The sequence below is a fragment of the Streptomyces sp. SAT1 genome, assembly GCF_001654495.1.
GTDB lineage: Bacteria > Actinomycetota > Actinomycetes > Streptomycetales > Streptomycetaceae > Streptomyces > Streptomyces andamanensis.
Genome location: NZ_CP015849.1, coordinates 117,574 through 138,299, shown reverse-complemented (window position 1 = coordinate 138,299; position 20,726 = coordinate 117,574). Strand labels below are relative to the sequence as shown.

The window sequence follows — 20,726 nt, the reverse complement described above, 5'->3', positions numbered from 1 at the left end:
GCATGGAACCAGGTGATTCGACCAAGCAGGCTCGGGCGGCCGCCCAGCTGCGCAAGGGGGTCCTGGAGTACTGCGTACTCGCCCTGATGCGGGACCGTCCCCGCTACGGCGTGGAGCTCCTGCACGCCCTGGAGGACTCCGGCGCCCTCGCCACCAGCCAGGGCACCGTCTACCCCCTGCTCTCCCGGCTGCGCCGCGACGACCTGGTCACCACCACCTGGCAGGAGTCCGCGTCGGGGCCGCCCCGCCGCTACTACGCGCTCACCGACAGCGGGCGGGCCGCGCTCGACGAGTTCACCCATGTCTGGCCGGGCTTCCGCGACGCCGTCGACACCTTCCTGGCCACTTCGCACCACCCGCACCACCCCACCGGAGACCTCGCATGAAGACCACCGCCGACCCCGTACGCGACTACCTCGCCGCCGTCGAGCGCGAGGCCGGCGCGCTGCCCGCCGACCGCCGCCAGGAACTCCTCGCCGACCTCGCCGAACACATCGAGGTCACACGCGCCGAGCGCCCCGGTGTCGCCGTCGGCACGGTCCTGGCGGAGCTGGGCGACCCCCGTGCGATCGCGGCGACGGCGCTGGCCGAGGCGGGGGAGCGGACCACCGGGGCGCAGGCCGCGGGCGGTGCCCCGACGCCCGCGCGGCGGGGCAAGGTGCACCCCCTCGTCCCGCTCGCGATGCTCACCCTGTCGCTGCCCTTCGTGATGGTCTTCCCCAGCCTGCCCGGCCCGCTGTTCGGTGTCCTGTTCCGCATCACCGGCGCGGTGCTCCTGTGCACCTCGGTGCACTGGACCGCCGTCCAGAAGTCCACCGGTGTCCTGGTCACCGCCGTCCTGCCGACGGCCGTCATCGCCACCTGGAACCTGTCGAGCGGCGGCCCGTCGGGCGGTGCCCCGGCCCTGGCGGCCAACCTGGCGATGCTCGCCCTGCTGACCGGCGCCGCGGCATGGCTCTGGCGGGTCCGCCGGCCCTGAGGTGTCGCTACAGCGGTGTTGCTACAGCCCGACCGGGTTGAGGTAGGTGGCCGGGTGGGTGGCGCCGTCCTGCTTGAGGATCTGGCCGCCGAACGGCCACTTCAGCGTGAAGTGCTGCGTCTCGTCCGGCGGCGTGACCAGGAACGTCGCCGGGACGAACTTCTCCTTCCGCGGCGTGGACGCGGCCACCGGGAGCAGGGTGATGCTGAAGTCCACCGTGTCGCCCCGCTCCAGGGTCATCTTCACGGGCTTCGCGGAGGACCGCACCAGCGACCAGGTGCCGTCGGTCTTCTGTGCGCCGACCATGTCGACGCCGGCGAAGCCGGACAGGGTGCAGGTGCGCTTGCTCCGGTTCGTGAACCAGATGTGCGCCTGCGTCTGCTTCTTGGTCTGCTTCATCTCCGGCGTCGCGTCCTCCCCAGTGGCGAAGCCGGCCTTCAGATCAGCGGTGTGGCAGCGGGTCGGCCGGGCCGCGGCGGGGGCGGCCGAGGCCGGGACGGCGGCTGCGGCGGTACCGGCGGCGACGACGGCCGCAAGGGCCACGGTGGTCAGTGTGCTCTTCATGGAGTTTCGCGTTCCCCTCGCAGGACGGACCGGCGCGCGAGGTCGGTGCACGCCTGTGCACCTGAAGATGCGCGGCACCCGGAGGAGGTTCGGTGCCAGGAAGAACCTTTCGTGTGATCTCCGGACCCGATGGGAACGCTTGCTCCTCTGTCAAGCACTGGTGTTCCCATGGGAGTTGCGGGTGCCCCTGACGGAGGCGACCGGACGGATCGCGGCGCCTGACACGGACCCATGAGGCCGCGGTCGACGCCCCCCCCGCCCTCAAGCTTCGCCGCCGGCCGGCCCGGCTGGTATTACTGAGGCATGCAGGAAGAGACCGCACGCTCCGCGATCGACACGTTCATCTCCGCGTTCAACGCCTCGGACGACAGCTATGTGACGGCCCTGCTCTCCCAGGCCCTGACCTCGGACGTGGTCTTCTGGGGGCCGTTGGGCCGCAGTGAAGGAATCGAGGCGGTCGAGCGGTTCGTGCTGGACATCCGACGCCACCCGGCCGGGGCCGGCACGATGGTGCGCTGCTCGGCGGTGGACATGCCTGACGAATGGGCCCGGTACCAGTGGGTCTTCACCACGCCCGACGGAGGCCCCCGTCTGGCGGGAACGGATGTCGTCCATCTGCGGCGGAGCCTCATCGACCAGGTCATCGTCTTCGCGGGGGAGATCGCGCCGGTCGCCTCCTGAGCCGTCCTTCTGCCGCTGTCCTTCTCCCGAACGTGCCTCGCCCTAGGAGCCGTTGCTGCGCGCCATGCGCGGGGACCGGGCCGACGGCTGGGCGCCGCGCTCGGTCTCGTCGCGCACCAGGAGGGAGAGCAGGGAGGCCACGGAGAGGCCGGCCTCAGCCGGGTGGCGCAGCACCTTGTCCGGCTCGATGCGGTAGGTGTTCGTGCGGCCGTCGCGGGTGCGGGAGAGGTAACCGGCCTCCTCCAGATCGGAGATGATCCGCTGGACGGCGCGCTCCGTCAGCCGGCAGTGGGCGGCGATGTCGCGGATCCGGACGTTCGGGTTGTCGGCGATGGCCGCCAGCACACGCGCGTGGTTGGTGATGAACGTCCAGCCGGTGTGGGATTCGGGTACGGCGACCATGCCCAGCATTTTAGAGCACGTCGTTTCCGGAACGCGGATACGTGACATACTTTTCGTGCAATGGCTGACCGGCTCCTGTGGAGGGAGGCGACAGTGAGGAGCCCGAGAGTGCCTTGGGAAGAGGCCCCGATGTCCGACATGACGAGTGCTGCCGGGCGGGGCGAGGGGGTGCCGGAGCGGACCGGCTCGCGCGCTTCGGCGGGAGCCGCGGTGATGCAGTACGAGCTGCGCGGGGTCCGGGTCGTCGTCATGCACGGTGCCTATGACCAGCACTCGATCGTACCCCTGGAGGAGGCGCTCGCCGCCGCGGCCGGGGAGTGCTCCCGAGTGGTCCTGGACGCCTCCGGCGTGAGGTTCGCCGACTCGTCCCTGCTCAACCTGATGCTTCGCACCCGCCGCTCCGTCGCCCTGCGGCTGGCCGCACCGCCGCCCCAGCTCCGGCGGCTCCTGGAGATCACGGGGGCCGACGCGGTGCTGGACACGCGGGCGACCGTGGAGGAAGCCGTCGGCGCGTAGGTCCGGCGGCGGGGCGGGCGCTCACTCGTCGAGCGCGCCCGTCATCGCGTCGAGGTCGGCGAGCAGCGCCGTGAGGCGGTCTTCGGGTATGTGTCTGATCATGCGTTTCTCGACGGCGTACACGGCGCCGCGGGCGGCGTGCAGGCGCTGCTGTCCGGCCGGAGTGAGGTGGACGGGCAGGGCGCGGCCGTGGTCGGTGGTGGCCGCCCGGGTGATGAGGCCGGCCTCTCTCAGGCCGCGCAGGACGACGTTGGCCGACTGCCGGGTGACGAAGGTGCCGCGTGCGAGGTCGGCGTTGGACAGGCCGGGCCGCTGATCGAGGAGTTCGAGGCAGGAGTACTGCGGGACGGTGAGGCCGTGCTCGCGCAGGGCCCTGTCCATGGCGCCGCGCAGCGCGGCCGCGGCACGTTTGAGGCGGTACCCCACATGCTCCGTCACGTCCTGGGCCGGATGAGGCGGGGGCACGGCTGAGCGGTCATCCATGTCAGTATTTTGACATACCCGGAGCGGGCACCTACGGTCTCTTATGTCAAAGTCCTGACATTCACTTCCGGAGGAACCATGTCCGCCACCGTCGAAGGCCCCGATTTCATCGCTCTCCAGGTGAAGGACGTGCCCGCCGCGGCCGCCTTCTTCGAGGAGCGCCTCGGACTGCGCCGCGCGCCCGCCTCTCCGCCCGGCGCGGTGGTGTTCACCACCAGCCCGGTCGCGTTCGCGGTGCGCGAGCCGCTTCCGGGCGTCGACCTGGACGGTGGTGCCCGCCCCGGCCTGGGCGTGGCGCTGTGGCTGCGCGCCTCGGACGCGAGCGCGGTACGCGAACAACTGGTGCGGGCGGGCACGGAGGACGTCAGCCCCTTGCAGGACAGTCCGTTCGGCCCGATGTTCTCCTTCACCGGCCCCGAGGGATATCGGCTCACCGTGCACGGCGGCTGACCCGGAACACCTCGCAGAGCGGCCTCGGACACAGCGGAAAGGGGCCTTCCCTGAACGGGAGGCCCCTTTCCGAGGGTCGGGCGAAGGAAAGAAGGAAAAGGGATCTCAGTCCTTGAAGACGTCCTTGGTCTTCTCCTTGGCCTCACGGGCATCACCCAGGCTCTTCTCGGCCTTTCCCTCGGCGGTCATCCGCTCATTGCCGAGCGCCTTGCCCACGGCCTCCTTGGCCGCGCCCCCGGCCTGCTCGGTCTTCGCCTTGGCCTTCTCGCCCGCGGTCATGACAGGCACCTCCTCGAAGAGTCGTCCGGTGTTGCGATGACCCCCTCGTGCCCCTGCTTCCCCACCACAAACAAAGGTTTTCCGAGGAATGCGCGACGGGATGCAGGGCACACGGCAGTCCAGGAGGTTGATAACTATGGTTCCCCTTTTGCTGGTCCTGCTTCTCGCCCTCGTCCTTTTCGGCGCGGGTTTCGCCCTCAAGGTCCTGTGGTGGGTGGCTCTCGTCGTCCTGGTCGTGTGGCTGCTCGGATTCCTCATGCGCTCCACCAACGCGGGCGGCGGCCGCGGCCGCTGGTACCGATGGTGATCTGACACCGCAGATGCCCCCGCTCTTCGCAGGGCCCGGCCGCAGGACGGCCGGGCCCTGCGGGCATGAGGGCGAGCGGGCCGTGGGCCCGGCCTATAGTTGCCCCCATGAGCCGCTGGAGGGATGTGACCGGGGAGAAGTCCGGACAGGACTACGCCGCACGGTTCGCGGCCCTGGCCCGCGCGGGCCAGGACGTGCACGGCGAGGCCCGGTTGTGCGCCGCGCTCGTGCCGCCGGGAGCGCGCGTGCTGGACGCCGGGTGCGGCACCGGACGGGTCATGATCCGGCTCGCCGAACTCGGCTACGACTGCGTCGGCGTGGATCTCGACGCGTCGATGCTGGCGGTCGCGCGACGCGAGGCCCCGGGGCTGCCCTGGTTCCAGGCCGATCTGGCGGGGTTCGACCCGGCCGGTCTCGGCATCGCGGGAGACTTCGACATGGTCGTCGCCGCGGGCAATGTCCTTCCGCTGCTGGCCGCGGACACCGAGGCCGCGGTGGTCCGGCGCCTGACCGCGGCCCTCGGTCCGGGCGGTCTGCTGGTCGCGGGCTTCGGCCTGGACGAGGCCCATCTGCCCGTGCCGCCCGGTATCACGCTGCCGGACTACGACGGCCACTGCGCCGCGGCCGGCCTCACCCTCGTCGACCGCTTCGCCACCTGGGACGCGGAACCGTACGACGGCGGTGGCTACGCCGTCAGCGTCCACCGGCGGTGAGGAGCGGGCAGCGCCCTTCCCGCGGGCCCTCCGCGACCGGGGGTGCGCGGAGGGCACCGGGCGACGCGTGGACGACGGTGCCGCCGAGCGTCCACTGCTGGTCGGCGGTCCCCGCGCAGGTCCAGATCCGCAGCTGAGTGCCGTCGGCGGTGCTCGGGCCGGATCACCGGCTACGGCGGCAAGTGCCTGGACGTGACCGCGGCGGGAACCGCCGACGGCACCAAGGTGCAGCTGTACGCCTGCAACGGCTCAGGAGCCCAGGTCCGGCAGCACCGCTCCGACGGCGAACTGGTCAATCCCGCCTCCGGCAAGTGCCTCGATGCCTCCGGCCCCAGCTCCGCCAACGGCACCCGGCTCCAGATCCGGACCTGCTACGCGAGCGCCGACCAGCAGTGGACGCTCCCGAGTTGATGCCCCGTGCCGACGCGCGTCCCGCCGGGGGGCCGTCGGGAGGGAGCAGCCCCCCGGCGGCACACCGGCACGGGAACCCGTCACGCGCCCCGCGGACAGGAGCGGAAGAAGTCGACGAGGGCCGCGCTCACCTCGGCCGGCCGTTCCTGCTGGGTCCAGTGCCCGCAGCCCGTCAGCTCCAGGGGCGGGCGCAGCAGGCCGGGCATCCGGTCGGGCAGCGTCCGGATGAGTTCGGGGGTGCCGGGGAAGGCGGCGACGGGGTCCCGGTCCCCGTAGACGTACAGGGCGGGCGAGGTCACCACCGCGCCCGCCCACGGAGCGGTCAGCTCCCAGTTGCGGTCGAGGTTGCGGTACCAGTCGAGCGCCCCGGTGAAGCCCTCGGAGAAGCTCTCGGTGAGCGCGTCGAGGTCGCTCTCCGTGAACCACTCGGGCAGCGTCTCCGGGTCGGGCATGGCCGCGAGCCAGCCCCGTTCGGGATCGACGAGCGGCTGCTTGATCTCGCCGGGGACATCGCCGGACGCCCAGTAGACGAACTTCCGCAGCGCGGTGCGCGTGTCCCGCCCGAACTCGGCGTCGGCGACACCGGGGCGGTTGAAGTAGTTCCAGTAGAAGCGCCCGCCGAACGCCTTCTCCATGGCGACCAGCGGCGGCTGCCTGCCCCGGAACGGCGGCGGCACGCTCAGTCCGGCCACCCCGAGGACCAGGTCCGGGCGCAGCAGCGCGGTGTGCCAGGCGACCGGTGCCCCCCAGTCGTGCCCGACGACGTACGCCTTCTCCGCGCCCAGCTCCCGGATCAGCCCGACGACGTCACCGACCAGGTGCAGGATGCTGTACGCCGCGACGTCGGCGGGGTGGTCGCTGCTGCCGTAGCCCCGCTGGTCCGGGGCGACCACGCGGTACCCCGCCTCGACCAGGGGACCGAACTGGTGGCGCCAGGAGCGCCAGGACTCGGGGAAGCCGTGCAGCAGCACGACCAGGGGGCCTTCGCCCTCCTCGGCGATGTGGAGCCGGATCCCGTTCACATGGACCACGCGATGCTCGATCATGAGCCGAGCGTACGCGCCGCCGCACACCGTGGGCGGGGTCTTCGGCATGGCCGGGGACAGGTCCTAGAGTCGGATGCCATGCGCATACTCGTCGTGCAGCACGACGCGGACCTCGCCGCGATGATGTCCGCGGTGCTGCTCGGGCTCGGCTTCGACGCCGACGTGGCCGCCGACCTCGCCACCGCCGACCGGATGCTGGGCGGCACCGTCTGCCACGGCCTGGTGGGTGACCGGGAGCAGCCCGACGGGGACGTCCTCCGCCTGGTCGCCGCCCACCGCCGGGCCGGCTGGACCCGCCCGGTCCTGATGCTCACCCCGCTCGACACACGCGCCGAACGGGCGGCGCTCGTCGAGCAGGGCGCGGACGACTGGCTCGTCAAGCCCTTCACCGGCGCCGAACTGACCGCCCGCACACGCGCCCTGTACCGCGCGCCCGTCGTACCCGGGCGGGCGTACCCGCCCCGCTTCGGCGACCTGGAACAGCGCCCGGACGACGGCGGGTTCACCCGTGCGGGGGCGCCGCTGTCCCTGACCGGTCCGGAGGCCGCGGTCCTCCGTGCCCTCGTGCTGGCCGGCGGCGCGCTGGTCACCCGCGACCGCCTGGCACAGTGCTGCGCCGACGGACAGCACCGGGCGGAGCCTCACACGGTCGACGCGCTGATCGTCCGGCTACGCCGGCGGCTCGGTCCCCCGGACCTGATCCAGGCCGTCCGCGGGATCGGCTACCGCCTGACCGGCCCCGCCTGACGGCCCGGGACCCATCACCAGGAACACGAAGACCGTGGTGACGAGCACGACGACCGACGCGGCGAGCCAGGTGGTGCGCATGGCGTGGAGGAAGCCGCCGTACGCCGCCTGCGCGACGGAGTACGACTGCGGGCCGTGGCCGTGCGCCGCCAGGTCCTGGGCGACCTGGAGCGTCGCCGCGACGGATCCGCGCGCCCGCTCCGCCGGTCCGTCGCCCAGGCCGCCGACCGCCGGGTCGATCCGGGCGCGGTAGGCCGCGTTGAGCACGGAGCCCAGGACGGCGGCCCCGAGCGAGCCGCCGACCTGCCGGAAGGTGTTGTTCACCGCGGAGGCCGCGCCCGACTCGCCGGCCGGCAACGTGGAGACCACCGTCGCGGTCGACGGCGGATGCACGTGCGCGGTCCCGGTGCCGAAGACGAACAGCCAGATCTCGAACAGCCAGATCGGCGTGGACCGGCCGACCGCCGCGAGCCCCAGCAGACCGGCCGCCATGGTCGCCAGACCGAACGTGCACACGGCGCGCACACCGAACCGGGCGACGAGCCTCGGCACCCGGGGCGCGAAGATGATCAGCGAGGCCGCGAGCGGCAGCACGCACACCCCGGTGAGCAGCGGCCCGTAGCCGCGCACGCTCTGCAGATAGAAGGTGATCACGAAGGTGCCGCCGACCAGCGCGAAGTAGAGCACGGCCAGCGAGGTCGCCGCCGCGGCGAAGCCGCGCTCACGGAAGTAGCGCATGTCCAGGGCCGGTTGGGCGACGCGCCGCTCCCACAGGACGAAGGCGGCGAGCAGCACCACCCCCGCGGCGAGCGGCAGCCCCGCGTCGCGGCCCGTCCAGTCGTTGAGTTCGCCGGCCCGGATCACCCCGTAGACCACGCCGAGCAGCCCCAGACCCGACAGCGCGACGCCCAGCAGATCCATACGGCGGCCCTCGGCGGCGCCGGACCTCCGGGCGGCCGGCACGAACCGGACCATCGCGACCAGGGCCACGGCCACGATCGGCACATTGACCAGGAACACCGAACCCCACCAGAACCGTTCGAGCAGCGCGCCGCCGATGATCGGGCCGAGGGCGACGGCCACGCCGACCACGGCGGTCCAGATGCCCAGGGCCTTGGTGCGCCGCTCGCCGGGGAAGACCGCGGAGATGATGGCCAGGGTCGCGGGCATGATCAGCGACCCGGCCACGCCCATGACCGCGCGCAGCGAGGTCAGCTGGTCCGGTGTCCTCGCGTACGCCGACAGGGCGGAGGAGACACCGAACAGGGCGACGCCCGCGACGAGCAGCTTCTTGTGCCCGACCCGGTCGCCGAGCAGCCCGGAGACGAGCAGGAGGCCGGCGTAGGCGAGCGTGTAGGCGTCGACGGCCCACTGGAGCTGGCTGTGGTCGGCGCCGAGACCGACGGGAGCGGGCTCGGCGAGGGTCTTCAACGCCACGTTGAGGATGGAGTTGTCCATCGACACCAGCAGCACGGCGGCCAGCACGACGACGAGGACCGCGGTGCGGCGCGGCTCGCGGCCGGTGCCCTCGTGCGTCAGGGAGGGGCGGTCGGCCGCGGCGGGGACCGGTGTGCTCAAAGTCCTGTGTCCTCTCGGGGACAGCGACGCCCGACGGGGCCGGGCGGGCAGGAGTGCGGCCCGGCCGGGTGCCGGTCCCGGACCGTTCGGCTCGGCTCGGACGTCTCGGCTCGCGCGGAGTCTATCCGCGCGGGACGGGGGGGCCGGGGGGACCGCGGCCGTGTCGTCCCGCGTGACCGTGTCTCAGCGCCTCGGGGCGTTGCGCCTGGGCAGCCAGCGCTGTTCCGCCTCCGCCAGCTCGTCCTCGCCCTGCAGTTCGAAGACCTCGGCCAGGGACGCCACCGTGACCTCGACGTTCCGCAGATGCTGTTCGGAGTGGATCGTGGCGGCGGTGAGCTGCATGGCCCGCAGGGCGGAGCGCATGAGGTGGTTGGCCCACACGACGGTGGAGATGCCCTCCTCGGCGAAGACCTCGGTGGGCGTCGTGTAGTACGTCGTCGGCACGATGACGACCGGCAGCCGGTCGCCCCACTCCGCCTTGAACGACAGGATCTCGCTCGCGTCGGAGCGGGCCGAGTGGATCAGGATCGCGTCGGCGCCGGCGCACCGGTACAGCTCGGCGCGGCGCAGTGCCTCGGCCGGTCCCTCGCCCGCGATGAGCGCCTCGGTGCGGGCCACGACGACGAAGTCCGGGTCGTGCTGGGACGCCTTCGCGGCCTGGATCTTCCCGGCGAACTCCTCTGCGTCGGCGAGCGGTTGGGCGCCGCCGCGGACGAAGCTGTTCGTCTTCGGGAAGAGCTTGTCCTCGATGCACACTCCGGCGATCCCGCGCTGTTCGAGTTTGCGCACGAGACGGCGTACCGAGTTGAAGTTGCCGTAGCCCGTGTCCCCGTCGAGCAGGATCGGGATGCCGGTCGCGTCGCTCATGAACTCGGCGACCTCCAGGACCTGGGTCCAGCTCGCCTCGTTGCTGTCGCGCACCCCCAGCGCCGCGGCGATCGACAGACCGCTGGCCCAGATGCCCTCGAAGCCGGCCCGTTCGACGAGCTTCGCCGACAGGCCGTTGTGCGCCTCCATCAGGAAGCTGATCTCCGGGCGGTCCAGCAGGTGCCTGAGCATGGCTGTCTTGTTCGGCGCCGGACCGGTGCCGCTCATGAGGCCGTCGCCGTCGTGACGGGGGAGCCGAACAGGGCGCGCAGCCGGGCCGCGATGTCCGGGAGGGCGAGGGGGACCCGGGGCGCGGGCACCGGATCGGTCGTCACCTTGATCTCCAGCAGCCGGGGCCCCGGCTGCGCCATCAGCTTGTCGTACGCGGACGGGAGTTCCGCCGGTGCGGCGCAGCACGCCGTCGCCGCGTAGCCCAGCAGCCCGGCGGTCGCGGCGAACGGCACGGGCCCCTGGAGCGGCTGCCCGCCGGTGGAGTCGTAGCAGCCGTTGTTGTAGATGACATGGAGCAGGTCCGGCCCCGACGCCGCGACACTGACCAGCGTCCCGAAGCGCATCAGGGACGCACCGTCGCCGTCGAACACCGCCACCGGCCGCCCGCCCGAGCGCGCGATGCCGAGACCGACCGCCGAGGCGCAGCCCATGGAGCCGCTGAGATAGAGATGGGTCGGGCGGTCCCCGGCGGCGTACAGCTCACGGCCGGTCAGCCCGGTCGTCGTGACGACCACCTGCTCCTCGGGCAGCCGCTCGCGCAGCCATCTGATCGCCTGCGCCCTGCTCAGCCGGTCGCCGGTGCCCGGTACCTGCTGCGGCACGCTCCGGCCGAGCGGCACGGTCTGCGGCCGGTCCCGGAAGGTCCCCTTCCTGATCAGCAGGCAGTAGGCCCGTCGGGAGGCGTCCATCGTCCGCTCGGCCTCCGCCACCGCGCGCACGAACCCGGCGGAGTCGGCCGGGACCCACGCGTGGGCGATTCCGACGTCGTCCAGGATCCGCGCCGTGGTGCGTCCCATCACGTCGTGGTGGGGCTCGTCCCGGGTCCCCGGCTCGCCGCGGACCGACGTCAGCAGCAGCACCGGCACGCCGTAGGGCAGGCAGAGCGAGGCGAGCGGGTTGAGGGCGTCCCCGAGCCCGGAGTTCTGCAGGGCGACCACCACGCGCCGGCCGGTGAACCAGGCACCCGCGGCGACCGACACCGCCTCGCTCTCGCAGGTCGCCGGGAAGTAGGTGACGTCCGGGCGCCTGGCGGCGCGCGCCAGCAGCGGCCCGAGATAGCTGCACGGCACCGCCGCCATCTCGCGGTAGCCCCGGGCCAGCAGTGTGTCGAGGACGAGGTCGGGGTCCAGGGCCGGGGTGTCCTCGGGCGCGGACGTCGCGTTCACGGTCACCTCGCCTGGATCCGGCGCATCAGCCGACGCGCCCCGTCCGGGATCGCGTCCCGGCGGTGCATCATCACCCGGTTGTCCCAGACCACCAGGTCGCCCGGCTGCCACCGGTGCGCCCAGGCCGCCGCCGGGTTGTCGCAGTACCCCCACAGCTCGTCCAGCAGTGCCTCGGACTCGGCGAGCGGCAGACCCGGCACATAGGCGTTGAGCCGGCGGCCCAGGTACAGGGCCTTGCGCCCGCTCTCGGGCCGGACGCGCACCAGGGGGTGGACGGCGCCCGAGGAGGTGGTGATGTCGGTGACGGGAGTACGGCCGTGGCGCAGGTCGCCCGCCGCCGTGCGGCTGTCGTCGTGCTTGCACGACAGCGACCCGATCCGGTCGCGCAGGGCGGCGGGCATGGTGTCGTACACGGCCGACATGTCGAGGAACCAGGTGTCGCCGTGCCCCTCGGGTGTCTCGACGGCGTGGAGCGCGCTGGCGAGCGCGGGCTCGGCGACGTAGCACATGTCGGTGTGCCAGCCGAGTTCGCCGCCGCCCAGATGACCGAGCGGACGGCCGTCCTCGACGATGTTCGAGATGACCATGACCTCGGGCGGCAGCCCGGTGGTGTCGACGATCGCCTCCTGGGTGGGCACCGGCACCGGTGTGCCGAACAGCGCGCCGAACGTCACCAGGTCGTCGGGGGACAGCTCGCACCGGTGGAACACCAGGACCGGATGGCGCAGCCACGCCTCCTTGATGCGGGGCGCGAGTTCGGGCAGCCGGGCCGAGGTGAGCGGCGGCAGGGTCGCGAACGGGGGGACGGCCGGCGCGGCTCCGTCGGCCGACGAGTGCGTCACCACGTGAATCCTCCTTGCGGCAGGGCGGGAGCCGGACCGGTGAGCCCGCCGAACAGGCTCTCCGTCAGCTCGACGAGATCGGAGACGGCGAAGCGGTCCAGCGGCGGCCGGCGCAGACACGCGACGGCCAGCTCGGACAGGCGCGCGACTTCGCGCAGGGTGGCGCCCGGGGCGCCGGCCCCGTCCAGCAGTTCCATGATCGCCGCGATCTCGGTGTCGCCCGGATGCGGGACGGTGAGCAGGGCCTGGAGGCGGCGGCGCTCGGCCGGAGCGCACCGCTGGTGTCCGACGACGATCGGGAACGTCTTCTTGTGCTGGCGCAGGTCGCTGCGGAGCGGCTTGCCGTTGCGCTCCTCACTGCCCCACAGCCCGCGGTAGTCGTCGATGACCGAGAACGCCGTGGCCACCAGCGCGCCGAACTCCCGGAAGGCCGCGCGGACCTCGCACTCGGGGGTGCTGACGGCCGCCGCCAGCTCGATCCCGCATCTGATCAGGCACGAGCGGCCCAGAGCCACCGTCCTGACCTGGTCGAGCGTCATGTCGAGCCGCTTCTCCCAGTCCAGGTCGATGTGCTGGGAGTCGGCCATCTCCAGACACGAGTCCAGCAGGGTCCTCGACAGGTCCCGCGCCTCGACATGGGGCCATGCCCCGTCCAGGTAGTCCTGCAGCGCGTCGAGTCCGACGACGTAGATCCCGGCCGCCGCCGTCATCGCGTGCCCGGTGCCGTAACTGACCCAGAGCGCCGGGCGGTTACGGCGGGTGCGGTCGCCGTCCATGATGTCGTCGAGGATGATGCTGAAGTCGTGGACGAGCTGCACCGCTATCGCCGCCGGCACCGCCCTGCGGTGGTCACCGGCTATCGCCCGCGCGGTCAGCAGCGCCAGCAGCGGCCGTACCCGCTTGCCGCGGGCGTCGTCCCCCGCCGGCTCGCCGTCGTCCCACGAGCGCCAGGCCATGTGGTCGCTGACCATCCGCCGGAACGTCTCGGACCGTGGCTGCTCGCGGTGCAGGAAGGCGAACAGCTCCTGGTCGAACTGGTTCAGCAGCGCCCCGGGGATCACGTCCCGATCCGTTCCGCGGCGACCATGAGATAGGCGATGGAGGAGGCGTTGTACCCGTCGATGAACAACTGCTCGATCGTGTCACTGTGTTCGCTGCGCCGTCGCAGCTCCCAGTACGGCAGCGCGTCGTCGTCCATCTGGGCCACGTGGTACGGCACGAACCCCGCGTCCAGCAGCGCGCGGAGGTAGGCCCCGCGGGTGTGCATGGTGCAGGCGTAGTGGCGGTCGATCGCGGCGATGACATCGTCCGCCGAACCGCTCTCGTCGACCGCCCAGGTCGCGAAGACATAGCGCCCGCCCGGCTTCACGATCCGGGCGAACTCCCGGAACAGCGCGGTCAGATCACTGACGTACATCGTGACCTCATTGGTCAGCGCGGCGTCCACGCTCGCGCGGGGCAGCCCGGTGCGCAGCATGTTCATGTAGTGGAACCGGACCTTGGCGTCGCAGCCCCGCTCGCGGGCGCTGCGTTCGGCGAACCCCTGCTGGTACCGGGAGATCGTGGCGCCGTCGACGAAGCAGCCCAGGCGTTCGTGGGCCATGAAGGCGGTGCCGCCCCGGCCCGAGCCGCCGTCGAAGACCCGGTGCTCGGGTCCCAGGCCGCCGAGCAGGTCGAGCAGCCGCTCGGTCTGCGCGTTCTCCAGCTCGTGCAGCCGGCGCTGCACCGCGGCCTCGTTCCGGAGCGCCCCGGGCGTCCGGTCGAAGTCCCCGATCCCGAAGTGGTGGTGGACGAGGTTCGTCTCCTTGCCGAGCAGCAGGTTGAAGTCGTCCTGCTTCTCGTCGTACATCCGGGCGACTTCCCGTTCGTAGGCGGTGTCGACGACTGCTCGACCGCCCGCTGATTCACTCGGCTGCGCTTCGACGGCGTCGAGCGAGACCTTTCTCATACCAGTACCTCGTCACGATGAGTGGCGGCGCGACTTCCGCTCTCCGCCTGGCGGCGCCAGGGCCGGAAGCCGATGGGGGGTGTGCCTGCCGGACCGGCCCGCGGCGGTGGACGGCGCGGACGGCGGATCCCGGCCGAAGGGATGCGAAGGAATGCGAAGGGACGCGAGGGCTTCGAAGGGACGCGAAGGGCTCAGCGCGGAGCGACACCGAGAACGAGAGGGTCGGCACGCCGCAGGAAGGACACGGGCTGGAGTCTCGCGGGAGCGGTGTCGGCGAGCGTGAAGCGGAACCGCCGCAGCAGGGTCGCGACGATCAGCTTCAGCTCCATCATCGCCACACCCCGCCCGATGCAGACACGCGGTCCGTACCCGAACGGGAGGTACGCGGCGCGGTGCGCCTCACCGTGGGTGCCGTGGCGGAAGCGGCCGGGATCGAACCGTTCCGGCTCGGTCCAGTGGGCCGGATCCCGGTGCAGCGCGTACGGCGACACCAGCAGGACCGTGTCGCGGCCGAGGCGGTGGCCGCCCAGGGTGTACGTCCGCCGCACCCGTCTGCTCAGCAGCCAGCCCGGCGGGAAGAGCCGGATCGCCTCCAGGATGGTGTCCTCCGTGTACTCCAGGGTGTGCAGGTCCTCGTATCGGAGCGGCCGGTCCGACGGCAGGCGGTCCAGCTCGTCCACCACGTGGGCGGTGATCCGGGGATGGCGGCCGAGGAGGTCGAACAGCCAGACCGCCGCGGTCGCGGTGGTGAGCCATCCGGCGACGAAGGTCGTCTTCACCTCGGCCAGCAGCTCGTCGTCCGTCCAGCCCGCGCCGGTCTCCTCGTCGCGGCACTCCATCAGCATCCGGAGCAGGCCGGCCCGCTCCGGCGGGTGGGCGCGGTGGTCGTCGATGATCTCGGTGATGCTGGCGTTGAGCCGGGCCACCCCGTCGTCGAACAGCCGGCTCGCCGGGGTCGGGAACCAGCGCGGCAGACCCGCCGGCGCCCAGCGGCGGCGCTGCCGGTACTCCAGGCCGTAGTCGAAGGCACGGGTCAGCTGCGCGGCGGTCTCCGGGACCGCCACACCGAACATCATCCGTACGATCATGCGCTGGAGCAGGTCCAGCAACGCGGCGCTGCAGTCGACCGATCCCCGGGCCTCGGCGATCGGGGCGAGGCGTGAGACGGTCCGGTCGATCTCGTCCGCCGCCGAACCGAAGAGCTCCGGCAGGTTGGAGGTCCGGAAGGCGGGCTGCAACTCGTCGCGCCGCTTGCGCCACACCTCGCCCTGCATGGTGAACACCGACTCGCCGAACAGGGTGCCCAGCACGTCGTTGGTGCGGGTCATGCCGATGTCCGCGTACGGCGCGGTCATGACCGTCCGCACCAGGTCCGGATCGTTGACCTGGTAGTACGACCGTCTGCCGATCCGTCCGAGCCGGACGACCGGGCCCCGGCGGCTCGCCTCGCTCAGATAGGCGATCGGGTCCTTCCTCATCCGGGCGATGCCACCGAAGTACGGCAGCCCCGGCATGGCCGCCGGACGCGCCCGGCCGGCGGGTGCCGGTGGCGCGGCGGTCTCGGTCACCGGACGGTCTCCGGCGTCCGCCGGAAGTAGGCGTCCGCCCAGCGTTCCAGCGGGTCGGCGAGCTTGGGCAGCACCTCGGACAGCGCGTCGACGGCCAGCGAGATCCGGTCCCGGATGAGGAATTCGAGGAACGCGCGGGCCTGGACGCCGTCGAGGATGTCGCGTGTTCTCGCCACGTCCCGGTCGGCGGCCGGGGTGTGCAGCAGATCGACCAGCTCGTCGCGGCGAGGGTGGTCGAGCGCGAGGGCGTAGGCGAGGGGGGAGGTGACCTTGACGGGGTCCTTCTCCAGGTCGTCACCGCCGCCCCAGACCCCGCCGGCGTCGTCGAGCACCTGTACCGCGAACCCGATGTGGTGGCCGAAGCGGGCCAGTGCCTCGGCCGCCGCGTCCGGTGCGTCCATGGTGAGGGCCGCGCAGCGCAGCAGGCACTCGTAGATGACGGACGACTTCCAGCCGACGAGCTGTTCGTAGAAGAGCGCGACCCGGGTGGCGGCCCGCACGGGGTAGGGGGGCTCGGAACGCAGCTCGGAATAGCCCACGACGTCGAGGTACTCGCCGATCGACGCCGTCAGGCACGCCGAGCCCAGTTCGACGGTCGCCCGGGACACCGCCTGGACCGTCGCCGTGTCGGCCGCCGGGTCGAGCGCGGCCAGGGGGGCGCGCAGCACCTGGTTCTTCAGCGCCAGCACCAGCTCGATGGCGCCGGCACCGCCGAGCTCGCGCCACTGCTCCGACATCGGGTCGCGGTCCACGATCTGGTCGATCGGCGCGGAGAGGTGGACCATCGTGAACCAGCCGCTCAGGACCCGCGCGGAGGCATGGGAGGGCCGGTGGCCGAACTCCGTGGCGAGCAGGGTCAGCAACGGCTCCCACAGACGGGTGCGTTTGCGCAGGGAGCGGGCGAACTCGGCCTTGATGGCGGGATGGCCGTCGAACGCGGGGTAGGACGCCGCGTGTTCGGCCAGGTTCCATTCGATGCCGTCGCGCACGGGGGCGTTCATCCGTGTCCGACCTCCTCCGCGATCTCGAAGTCGACCATGTCGGTGTCGGTCATGGGAAGCCGCAGCATGCGCTCGTCCTCCGGGCTGGCGAGCAGTTCCCCGAGGACGCGTCCGATCCGGGTGCGCTCGGCCGCGGGGACCGATTCGAGCACGTCCCGCCGCTTCGCGGCATCGGAAGAGACGGCGGATTCGAACAGCTTCGCCAAATCGACGAGATTGATGGGGTTCACGACAGCAGTCACCTCGTTCATTTCCTTGCGGTAGGGGCCTGCTGGTCTAGAGATCGGATGCCTGCACCACCGTGGGCGCGACGACACGGCCTTCCTCCATGGATTTTTCCATGGCGGCCTGGATGTAGTGGGCATTGATACGGGAGAGCGCGCTCCTGGCCAGATCGGGACTCTTGACGACGGAGTTCGCAGCGGTGATCGCGAGTTCGGCGACGGCGGGTCCGCAGTCCGCGAGCAGATTGCCGCGCCGGAAGCTGTTGCCGGCGATGACCGAGGCCGCCGCGTGGATGCTCAGGTAGGTGAAGGCGGTGATCAGCTCGGGGAACTCGGCATGGGCCTTGTGCAGATCGGCGATCAGGGACTTTCCGTCGAGAGAGATCACGGAGGCCATGAAGGTCTCGTAGTCGGTGGGCTGCGCGGCGGGCTTTCCGGTGTCGTCGGTCATCTGTTCGCCTTTCACGGGGAGGGCGGAGTTCCGGCCGTTCCGCGCATGGGGGAAAGCCGGTCTCGTAATCCGTGTGTTCGAATCGTTCGGGAGGCGGGAAAATCGAACGGATCGGCGGTGACAAGGTTGTCAGTCCGTGCGGACCGAGCACGCGTACAGGTGTGTTCTTGATCCCGCATCGACCGGCTGGTGCGAGTCCGTGGTTATTCTGCGGCATCGCGGAATTGCCGTGGAGTCGGAAATCGGTCAACAGATCTCCACCGCGCCCGAAAAAGGCTGGTGTCGTGAATTCCTGTGACTGCCGTTGCGGGTGAGTTCATTGTGCGGCGCAGACGTATTTCCGAAAGATCTTACGGTGATGGCCGGTGCCGGTCGTCCGGCGTGCCCGCCCGCCGTCGGGAGCTGCGGCGGTCCGTCACCACGCCTCCGACTCCGCCGAGGACGCAGAGGCCCGTTCCGTTCGCCGGCCGCCTCGGCGCAGCCGCGTCGCGAGCAGCGGCAGGACCAGTACCGAGACCATCGCGGCGCCGACCAGTGCCGCGGCCTGGTCCCCGCCGAGCACCTTCTGGTCGACACCGATGGTGGTGATCGCCACGATGAGCGGCAGACATGTCGAGGCGAACAGCGTGAGCGCCCGGCGGTCGCCGGGGCCGAGGCCCGGTGGCGCGAGAAGGCGGACCGGGCCGCCCCGCACCAGCAGGAACAGCAGCAGGAAGACGGGCACCAGCGCCGCCGCGCGCCCGTCGTGCAACAGGGCGCGCAGGTCGAACTCGATCCCGGTCACCACGTAGAAGAGCGGCACGAGGAACCCGAACCCGAGGGCCTCGACCTTGCCGAAGACCTCCGCGCCGTGCGCGGGCGAGGCGCTGTGCAGCACGAGCCGGGTGAGGACACCGGCGGCGAAGGCGCCCAGCAGGATGTCCAGGCCGAACGCCTGCGCCAGGGCGAGCATGCCCGCCAGCAGCAGCATGACGAAGCGGACCGCGAACTGGCCGCTGCTGTGCAGGGTCGTGGCGACGAGCCGGGAGAACCAGGCCCGCCGGGGCCGCAGCGCCCACCCGACGGCCCCCGCGGTGATCACGGCGAAAGCGACGAGCAGCACCGTGGACTTACCCGGACCGCGTCCGCTGAGCAGCAGCGCCATGGCGACGACCGGCCCGAACTCGCCCACCGCGCCGAAGGCGGACACCACCGTGCCGAAGCGGCTGCGCAGTTCCCCCTGGTCCCGCAGGATCGGCAGCACCGTGCCCAGTGCCGTACTGGTCAGCGCGGTGCCGATGACGAACGCCTGGTAGGCCGCTCCACCGCTGATCAGGAAGCCGAGCCCGATGCCGGCGGCGAGGGAGACGAGCCAGGCGGCCGTGGCGCGGCGCAGGGTGGCCCCGCGGACCGCCGCGAACTCGATCTCGTACCCGGCCAGGAAGATGAGCATGGCCAGGCCCAGGTCGGAGAGGGTGTCGACGACCCGGTCGGGGTGGGCCCAGCCGAGCACCGCGGGGCCGATGACGATACCGAGCACGATCTCGAAGATGACCAGCGGCACCCGGACCAGGCGTGTCACCGCCTCGGCGAGGACCGGTGCGAGGACGGCCGCCGCCATGATCAGGACGAGGGTGCCGGGGTGGGCCATGGTCCGCTCAGCAGGCGCCGGGGCGGCGCGTCGCGCAGCGGCGACCGCGTGGACGGCGCCCACGCCGCCCGGCGTCGGACTCGGCTGCGGTGTTCCGGTACATCTCGGGCTCCTCGTGGCGACCGGCCGGGACCGCGACGGGATCCGGCACGGACCACGGTCACCACGGCCAGCCTCACCCGGACCCCGCGCCCGGCACGACCGGTCGTACGCCGTAGGAGGGAAGGCCGGGCCCACCGCCCCGCACCGCACCGTCACGGCACCCGGGCCCCGCCCCAGGGTCCTGGACGCGGGTGCGGGGCCCGGGTGCCGTGACGTCCTTCAGTTCCCCGAGCCCGTCCCCGCGTGGGCGACCTCGGGGACGGGACGCCCGCCCGTGCCGTCTGCGTCGTTCCCGCCGTCCTCGGCGTCCTCGGCGTCCGCGTCCCGCCCGAGCCAGGTCAGCAGCGGGCCCGTCATCGCGGTCGTCGCGACCGCCACCACCACCAGCAGCGAGTACCAGCGGCCGTCGAGCAGGCCCGCCTGCTTGCCCACGTTGAGTGCGATGAGTTCGGTCAGGCCCCGGGTGTTCATCAGCGCCCCGATGACCGCGCTCTGCCGCCAGCTCCCGCCGCTCAGGCGGGCGGCGAGCGTGCAGCCGCCGAGCTTGGAGACGACCGCCGTCCCGAACAGCGCGAGCAGCAGCAGCACGTCCGCGCCGCCCAGCCCGCCGATGTCCACGGACCAGCCGGTGGTGATGAAGAAGACCGGAAGCAGCAGGCTGCCCGCCCGGTCCGCCCACGAGACCAGCTCCGGGTCGGGGGTGCCGTCCGTACGGCGCGGCATCAGCAGCCCGGCCAGGAACGCCCCGAACACCGCGTGCAGGCCGAGAACGCTGGTCGCCCACCCGGACAGCAGCGCCACCGCGATCAGCGGTCCGTCGCGCAGCGCCCCCCGGAGGGCGCCGGCGCGCCGCAGCACCGGTCGGGCCACCGCGGACATCGCCAGCAGATAGCAGGCCAGCAGCCCGACCAACTCCGCCGCGGAGCGGCCGCCCGAACCGGCGAGTGCGACGACACCGGCCAGCAGCAGCCAGCCGACGACGTCGGTCAGCGCCGCGGCGGCCGTGGCCACCGTGCCCGGCGTCGTCGTGGACAGCCCGCGGTCGCGGACGATGCTCGCCAGGACGGGCATCGCCGTGATGGAGAGCGCGACCGCGAGATACAGCGGGAAGGCCCAGCCGTCGGGAACGCCCTGCGGCGCCAGGTCGCTGCCGAGGACGAGCCAGCCGAGCCCCGCGCCCGCCGCCATGGGGACGGCGAGCGCGGCGGCGGACACCGAGGTGACCGCCCGGCCCTGGTGGCGCAGCAGGGACGTGTCCAGCTCGCAGCCCACGGAGAACATGAACAGCACCAGTGCCACCTGCCCGAGCACCCCGAGGTGGGGCAGCGCCTCGACCGGGACCAGCGCGGAGCTGGGGTCGCCGGGGAACCGGCCCAGCACGCTGGGCCCGAGGACGATGCCCACCAGCACCTGGCCGATCACCGGCGGCTGCCCGACGCGGCGGGCCAGTGCCGAGAGCCCGGCGGCGAGGGCGACGACCACACCGGTGGCCGCCAGCACGCTCGACGTGATCTCCTCCGCACTCACCGGAGCGCCCCCG

At 72.2% G+C, this 20,726-nt stretch carries 26 protein-coding genes; 9 read left to right on the top strand and 17 right to left on the bottom strand.

Annotated elements, in window-relative coordinates; translation table 11 throughout:
* The first annotated feature begins 2 nt into the window (after positions 1-2).
* Both A8713_RS00570 and A8713_RS00565 read left to right on the top strand, forming a co-directional pair.
* Positions 3-386: a PadR family transcriptional regulator gene (locus tag A8713_RS00570; RefSeq protein ID WP_064530871.1), complete on the top strand. Its 384-nt coding sequence runs from the start codon at positions 3-5 to the stop codon at positions 384-386.
* Positions 383-979, top strand: a complete 597-nt coding sequence (locus A8713_RS00565) for an HAAS signaling domain-containing protein (protein WP_064530870.1) — start codon at positions 383-385, stop codon at positions 977-979. The genes A8713_RS00570 and A8713_RS00565 overlap by 4 nt, the downstream gene beginning before the upstream one ends.
* Positions 980-1,000: 21 nt before the next feature.
* On the opposite strand, the gene A8713_RS00560 is transcribed toward A8713_RS00565, so the two are convergent.
* On the bottom strand, positions 1,001-1,543 hold the full coding sequence (locus tag A8713_RS00560; RefSeq protein WP_064530869.1) for a DUF4232 domain-containing protein: 543 nt from the start codon (positions 1,541-1,543) through the stop codon (positions 1,001-1,003).
* Between the two features lie 303 nt (positions 1,544-1,846).
* On the opposite strand from A8713_RS00560, the gene A8713_RS00555 reads away from it, so the two are divergent.
* On the top strand, positions 1,847-2,224 hold the full coding sequence (locus tag A8713_RS00555; RefSeq protein WP_064530868.1) for a hypothetical protein: 378 nt from the start codon (positions 1,847-1,849) through the stop codon (positions 2,222-2,224).
* A 42-nt stretch (positions 2,225-2,266) separates the two neighbouring features.
* Here the strand turns inward: A8713_RS00555 and A8713_RS00550 are convergent, their stop codons facing one another.
* A complete protein-coding gene (locus A8713_RS00550; RefSeq protein ID WP_064537159.1) occupies positions 2,267-2,626 on the bottom strand; it encodes a helix-turn-helix transcriptional regulator in 360 nt (119 codons plus the stop codon).
* 138 nt (positions 2,627-2,764) lie between these two features.
* Here A8713_RS00550 and A8713_RS00545 point away from each other — a divergent pair, with 138 nt between their 5' ends.
* A complete protein-coding gene (locus A8713_RS00545) occupies positions 2,765-3,142 on the top strand; it encodes an STAS domain-containing protein (protein WP_382844166.1) in 378 nt (125 codons plus the stop codon).
* Between the two features lie 21 nt (positions 3,143-3,163).
* Here the strand turns inward: A8713_RS00545 and A8713_RS00540 are convergent, their stop codons facing one another.
* Positions 3,164-3,625 (bottom strand): MarR family winged helix-turn-helix transcriptional regulator, encoded by a 462-nt coding sequence (locus A8713_RS00540; RefSeq protein ID WP_064530866.1) that lies wholly within the window; start codon positions 3,623-3,625, stop codon positions 3,164-3,166.
* Between the two features lie 78 nt (positions 3,626-3,703).
* Between A8713_RS00540 and A8713_RS00535 the strand changes: the two genes are divergently transcribed.
* Positions 3,704-4,075, top strand: coding sequence for a VOC family protein (locus A8713_RS00535; RefSeq protein WP_064530865.1), 372 nt, complete (start codon positions 3,704-3,706; stop codon positions 4,073-4,075).
* Between the two features lie 105 nt (positions 4,076-4,180).
* On the opposite strand, the gene A8713_RS00530 is transcribed toward A8713_RS00535, so the two are convergent.
* Positions 4,181-4,354, bottom strand: a complete 174-nt coding sequence (locus A8713_RS00530) for a CsbD family protein (RefSeq protein WP_064530864.1) — start codon at positions 4,352-4,354, stop codon at positions 4,181-4,183.
* 136 nt (positions 4,355-4,490) lie between these two features.
* Here A8713_RS00530 and A8713_RS00525 point away from each other — a divergent pair, with 136 nt between their 5' ends.
* From A8713_RS00525 to A8713_RS00515, 3 genes are all read left to right on the top strand, one after another.
* Complete coding sequence (locus A8713_RS00525) at positions 4,491-4,661, top strand: hypothetical protein (RefSeq protein ID WP_026252243.1); 171 nt, start codon at positions 4,491-4,493, stop codon at positions 4,659-4,661.
* 107 nt (positions 4,662-4,768) lie between these two features.
* A complete protein-coding gene (locus A8713_RS00520) occupies positions 4,769-5,374 on the top strand; it encodes a class I SAM-dependent methyltransferase (protein WP_064530863.1) in 606 nt (201 codons plus the stop codon).
* Positions 5,375-5,416: 42 nt separating this feature from the next.
* Positions 5,417-5,785, top strand: a complete 369-nt coding sequence (locus tag A8713_RS00515; RefSeq protein WP_385503182.1) for a ricin-type beta-trefoil lectin domain protein — start codon at positions 5,417-5,419, stop codon at positions 5,783-5,785.
* Between the two features lie 80 nt (positions 5,786-5,865).
* Here A8713_RS00515 and A8713_RS00510 read toward each other — a convergent pair whose 3' ends face one another.
* The gene (locus tag A8713_RS00510) at positions 5,866-6,831 is read right to left on the bottom strand and encodes an alpha/beta fold hydrolase (protein WP_064537158.1); all 966 of its coding nucleotides are present in this window, start codon (positions 6,829-6,831) and stop codon (positions 5,866-5,868) included.
* Positions 6,832-6,909: 78 nt separating this feature from the next.
* On the opposite strand from A8713_RS00510, the gene A8713_RS32855 reads away from it, so the two are divergent.
* Positions 6,910-7,578 (top strand): response regulator transcription factor, encoded by a 669-nt coding sequence (locus A8713_RS32855; RefSeq protein WP_064530862.1) that lies wholly within the window; start codon positions 6,910-6,912, stop codon positions 7,576-7,578.
* Here the strand turns inward: A8713_RS32855 and A8713_RS00500 are convergent.
* From A8713_RS00500 to A8713_RS00445, 12 genes are all read right to left on the bottom strand, one after another.
* Positions 7,501-9,156, bottom strand: coding sequence for an MFS transporter (locus A8713_RS00500; protein ID WP_237305272.1), 1,656 nt, complete (start codon positions 9,154-9,156; stop codon positions 7,501-7,503). The genes A8713_RS32855 and A8713_RS00500 overlap by 78 nt on opposite strands.
* A gap of 183 nt (positions 9,157-9,339) precedes the next feature.
* A complete protein-coding gene (gene aepX, locus A8713_RS00495; protein WP_237305271.1) occupies positions 9,340-10,215 on the bottom strand; it encodes a phosphoenolpyruvate mutase in 876 nt (291 codons plus the stop codon).
* Positions 10,216-10,247: 32 nt separating this feature from the next.
* Positions 10,248-11,420 (bottom strand): thiamine pyrophosphate-dependent enzyme, encoded by a 1,173-nt coding sequence (locus A8713_RS00490; protein WP_159393053.1) that lies wholly within the window; start codon positions 11,418-11,420, stop codon positions 10,248-10,250.
* Positions 11,421-11,422: 2 nt separating this feature from the next.
* Positions 11,423-12,265, bottom strand: a complete 843-nt coding sequence (locus A8713_RS00485) for a TauD/TfdA dioxygenase family protein (RefSeq protein WP_064530859.1) — start codon at positions 12,263-12,265, stop codon at positions 11,423-11,425.
* A complete protein-coding gene (locus A8713_RS00480) occupies positions 12,259-13,323 on the bottom strand; it encodes a polyprenyl synthetase family protein (RefSeq protein ID WP_064530858.1) in 1,065 nt (354 codons plus the stop codon). Before A8713_RS00480 ends, A8713_RS00485 begins: the two co-directional genes overlap by 7 nt.
* A complete protein-coding gene (locus A8713_RS00475) occupies positions 13,320-14,210 on the bottom strand; it encodes a class I SAM-dependent methyltransferase (protein WP_064530857.1) in 891 nt (296 codons plus the stop codon). The genes A8713_RS00480 and A8713_RS00475 overlap by 4 nt, the downstream gene beginning before the upstream one ends.
* A gap of 191 nt (positions 14,211-14,401) precedes the next feature.
* On the bottom strand, positions 14,402-15,778 hold the full coding sequence (locus A8713_RS00470; protein WP_064530856.1) for a cytochrome P450: 1,377 nt from the start codon (positions 15,776-15,778) through the stop codon (positions 14,402-14,404).
* Positions 15,775-16,779 carry a polyprenyl synthetase family protein gene (locus A8713_RS00465; protein WP_064530855.1) on the bottom strand — a complete coding sequence of 335 codons (1,005 nt, stop codon included), beginning with the start codon at positions 16,777-16,779 and terminating at the stop codon, positions 15,775-15,777. The genes A8713_RS00470 and A8713_RS00465 overlap by 4 nt, the downstream gene beginning before the upstream one ends.
* Positions 16,776-17,030 (bottom strand): hypothetical protein, encoded by a 255-nt coding sequence (locus A8713_RS00460; protein WP_159393052.1) that lies wholly within the window; start codon positions 17,028-17,030, stop codon positions 16,776-16,778. The genes A8713_RS00465 and A8713_RS00460 overlap by 4 nt, the downstream gene beginning before the upstream one ends.
* 25 nt (positions 17,031-17,055) lie before the next feature.
* A complete protein-coding gene (locus A8713_RS00455) occupies positions 17,056-17,454 on the bottom strand; it encodes a hypothetical protein (RefSeq protein WP_064530853.1) in 399 nt (132 codons plus the stop codon).
* 415 nt (positions 17,455-17,869) lie between these two features.
* Complete coding sequence (locus A8713_RS00450) at positions 17,870-19,084, bottom strand: cation:proton antiporter (RefSeq protein ID WP_064530852.1); 1,215 nt, start codon at positions 19,082-19,084, stop codon at positions 17,870-17,872.
* Between the two features lie 321 nt (positions 19,085-19,405).
* A complete protein-coding gene (locus A8713_RS00445) occupies positions 19,406-20,713 on the bottom strand; it encodes a cation:proton antiporter (protein ID WP_079158779.1) in 1,308 nt (435 codons plus the stop codon).
* Between the last annotated feature and the right edge of the window lie 13 nt (positions 20,714-20,726).

Coding starts and splice junctions, on each gene's coding strand:
- A8713_RS00475 (WP_064530857.1), bottom strand. CDS start 14,210: ATGAGAAAGGTCTCGCTCGACGCCGTCGAAGCGCAGCCGAGTGAATCA.
- A8713_RS00510 (WP_064537158.1), bottom strand. CDS start 6,831: ATGATCGAGCATCGCGTGGTCCATGTGAACGGGATCCGGCTCCACATC.
- A8713_RS00545 (WP_382844166.1), top strand. CDS start 2,765: ATGACGAGTGCTGCCGGGCGGGGCGAGGGGGTGCCGGAGCGGACCGGC.
- A8713_RS00555 (WP_064530868.1), top strand. CDS start 1,847: ATGCAGGAAGAGACCGCACGCTCCGCGATCGACACGTTCATCTCCGCG.
- A8713_RS00540 (WP_064530866.1), bottom strand. CDS start 3,625: ATGGATGACCGCTCAGCCGTGCCCCCGCCTCATCCGGCCCAGGACGTG.
- A8713_RS32855 (WP_064530862.1), top strand. CDS start 6,910: ATGCGCATACTCGTCGTGCAGCACGACGCGGACCTCGCCGCGATGATG.
- A8713_RS00455 (WP_064530853.1), bottom strand. CDS start 17,454: ATGACCGACGACACCGGAAAGCCCGCCGCGCAGCCCACCGACTACGAG.
- A8713_RS00530 (WP_064530864.1), bottom strand. CDS start 4,354: ATGACCGCGGGCGAGAAGGCCAAGGCGAAGACCGAGCAGGCCGGGGGC.
- A8713_RS00570 (WP_064530871.1), top strand. CDS start 3: ATGGAACCAGGTGATTCGACCAAGCAGGCTCGGGCGGCCGCCCAGCTG.
- A8713_RS00550 (WP_064537159.1), bottom strand. CDS start 2,626: ATGGTCGCCGTACCCGAATCCCACACCGGCTGGACGTTCATCACCAAC.
- A8713_RS00460 (WP_159393052.1), bottom strand. CDS start 17,030: ATGAACGAGGTGACTGCTGTCGTGAACCCCATCAATCTCGTCGATTTG.
- A8713_RS00450 (WP_064530852.1), bottom strand. CDS start 19,084: ATGGCCCACCCCGGCACCCTCGTCCTGATCATGGCGGCGGCCGTCCTC.
- aepX (WP_237305271.1), bottom strand. CDS start 10,215: ATGCTCAGGCACCTGCTGGACCGCCCGGAGATCAGCTTCCTGATGGAG.
- A8713_RS00520 (WP_064530863.1), top strand. CDS start 4,769: ATGAGCCGCTGGAGGGATGTGACCGGGGAGAAGTCCGGACAGGACTAC.
- A8713_RS00525 (WP_026252243.1), top strand. CDS start 4,491: ATGGTTCCCCTTTTGCTGGTCCTGCTTCTCGCCCTCGTCCTTTTCGGC.
- A8713_RS00535 (WP_064530865.1), top strand. CDS start 3,704: ATGTCCGCCACCGTCGAAGGCCCCGATTTCATCGCTCTCCAGGTGAAG.
- A8713_RS00465 (WP_064530855.1), bottom strand. CDS start 16,779: ATGAACGCCCCCGTGCGCGACGGCATCGAATGGAACCTGGCCGAACAC.
- A8713_RS00560 (WP_064530869.1), bottom strand. CDS start 1,543: ATGAAGAGCACACTGACCACCGTGGCCCTTGCGGCCGTCGTCGCCGCC.
- A8713_RS00565 (WP_064530870.1), top strand. CDS start 383: ATGAAGACCACCGCCGACCCCGTACGCGACTACCTCGCCGCCGTCGAG.